The 2,061-nt window shown below is 70.7% G+C and carries 2 protein-coding genes; one reads left to right on the forward strand and one right to left on the reverse strand.

The genetic code is table 11. From position 1 onward, the window contains the following. On the reverse strand, positions 1-753 hold a 753-nt coding region (lpxK, locus tag G3N61_RS38845; RefSeq protein WP_205825092.1), incomplete at its 3' end, for a tetraacyldisaccharide 4'-kinase. A gap of 450 nt (positions 754-1,203) precedes the next feature. Between lpxK and xseA the strand changes: the two genes are divergently transcribed. Next, positions 1,204-2,061 (forward strand): exodeoxyribonuclease VII large subunit (xseA, locus tag G3N61_RS38850; protein WP_205825093.1); only part of this gene is annotated, 858 nt, incomplete at its 3' end.

A 2,061-nucleotide genomic window follows, 5' to 3' on the forward strand; every position in this document is an offset into this window, starting at 1 on the left:
GGCGAGCACGCGCTCGTGCGCGAATTGCGACAGCGGGCGGCGTAGCGCGGGCTGGTCGAGATGCCACGCGGCGCCCGGCGTGAGCGCGAGCGCATAGGTATCGGGCCAAGGCGGCAGCGCGCCGCTGTACGGATCGTTGACGAGCGTGGCGTCGCGGTGCCGCGACAGCGGCTCGCGCAACGGCCCGGCCGGCAGCAGGAAGCCGTTGCCGCCGAGCCGATGGTCGAACACGACGAGCTCGACCGTGCGCGCGAGGCGGTAGTGCTGCAGGCCGTCGTCGCTGACGATCACGTCGACGTCCGGATGCGCGGCGCGCAGCGCCTGCGCGGCCGCGACGCGATCGGGGCAGACCCAGACGGGCGCGCCGGTGCGGCGCGCGATCAGGAGCGGTTCGTCGCCGCCCGCGCTGGCGCGCGACGCGGGCGTGACGGCGGTCGGCGCCTTTACGTTCGCGCCGTAGCCGCGCGACACGATGCCGGGCGTGAAGCCGGCCGCGCGCAATGCGTCGACGAGTGCGATCACGGTCGGCGTCTTGCCGGTGCCGCCGACGGTCACGTTGCCGACCACGACGACGGGCACGCCGACGTCGACCGGCTGCTTCCAGCCCTGCGTGTAGGCGGTGCGGCGCAGCGCCGCGCACAGGCCGAACACGCACGCGAACGGCGTGAGCGCCCACGCGAGTGCGCCGCGGCGCTGCCATTCGCGCGTCAGGCGCGCTTCGAGCCGGGCGAGCGGGCCGTCGGGCGCGCTCATCGGGCCGGGCGCGGCATGTCGTGCGCCGCGGCGTGGGACGGATTCGTCAAGGCGGATTCTCCGTTGGGCGGCGCATGCCGCGGGGTCTGCGGAAGGCGGCACTCTAGCGCGCCGCAGGCGGGCGCGGCAAGCGTGACCGGCCGACGCAGCGCACGGGGACGGATCGCGGCGGCTTGTGGATAACTCTGTGAAGAACCCCCCGTTCGATTGCGTCAAACGCCCGCCGGGCGGGCTTCGAATCGGATGAGAATCGTTTCGAAAGTTTTAAAAATATATAAAAATCAATGCGTTACCGGGAATCGTCTGGTTTTTTTCGCGGTTTTCACGCGTTTTAAGCCGACGATTGCCAAAGTGTGGACACCTTCCGCGCGTCACCGCGCATGCGGCCGGTGCTGGACGTCGCGCGCGTGTCGGACTATCGTGTCGCCGCCAGCATTCATCCGACCGTCCATGCCTTCCGACTCCCCATTTGCCGCACCGGGCGCGACCCGCGGCGGCGACGAAGTGATTCCCGTTTCGGCGCTCAATCGTGCGATTTCGACGATGCTCGAGCGCTCGTTTCCTCTGCTGTGGATTTCGGGCGAAGTGTCGAATTTCACGCGCGCCGCGAGCGGCCACTGGTATTTCTCGATCAAGGACCAGCAGGCGCAGATGCGCTGCGTGATGTTCCGCGGTCGCGCGCAATACGCGGAGTTCACGCCGCGCGAAGGCGATCGCATCGAGGTGCGCGCGGTCGTCACGATGTACGAGCCGCGCGGCGAGGTGCAACTGAACGTCGAGGCCGTGCGGCGCACGGGCCAGGGGCGGCTTTACGAGGCGTTCCTGCGCCTGAAGGCGCAGCTCGAGAGCGAGGGGCTGTTCGCGCCCGAGCGCAAGCGGCCGCTGCCCGCCCACCCGCGCGCGATCGGCATCGTCACGTCGCTGCAGGCGGCCGCGCTGCGCGACGTGCTGACCACGCTCGCCCGCCGCGCGCCGCACATTCCGGTGATCGTCTATCCGGCACCCGTGCAGGGCGCCGGTTCCGCCGAAAAGCTCGTCGTGGCCGTCGAGACCGCGAATGCGCGCCGCGAGGTCGACGTGCTGCTGGTCTGTCGCGGGGGCGGCTCGATCGAGGATCTGTGGTCGTTCAACGACGAAGCGCTGGCGCGCGCGATCGCGGCGAGCGAACTGCCGGTCGTCAGCGGCGTCGGGCACGAAACCGATTTCACGATCGCGGATTTCGCGGCCGACGTGCGCGCGCCGACGCCGACCGGCGCGGCCGAGCTCGCGAGCCCGCAGCGCGCGCTGCTGCTGCGCGAGGTCGGCGAG

This window comes from Burkholderia sp. Ac-20349 (assembly GCF_017104865.1).
Lineage (GTDB): Bacteria > Pseudomonadota > Gammaproteobacteria > Burkholderiales > Burkholderiaceae > Burkholderia > Burkholderia aenigmatica.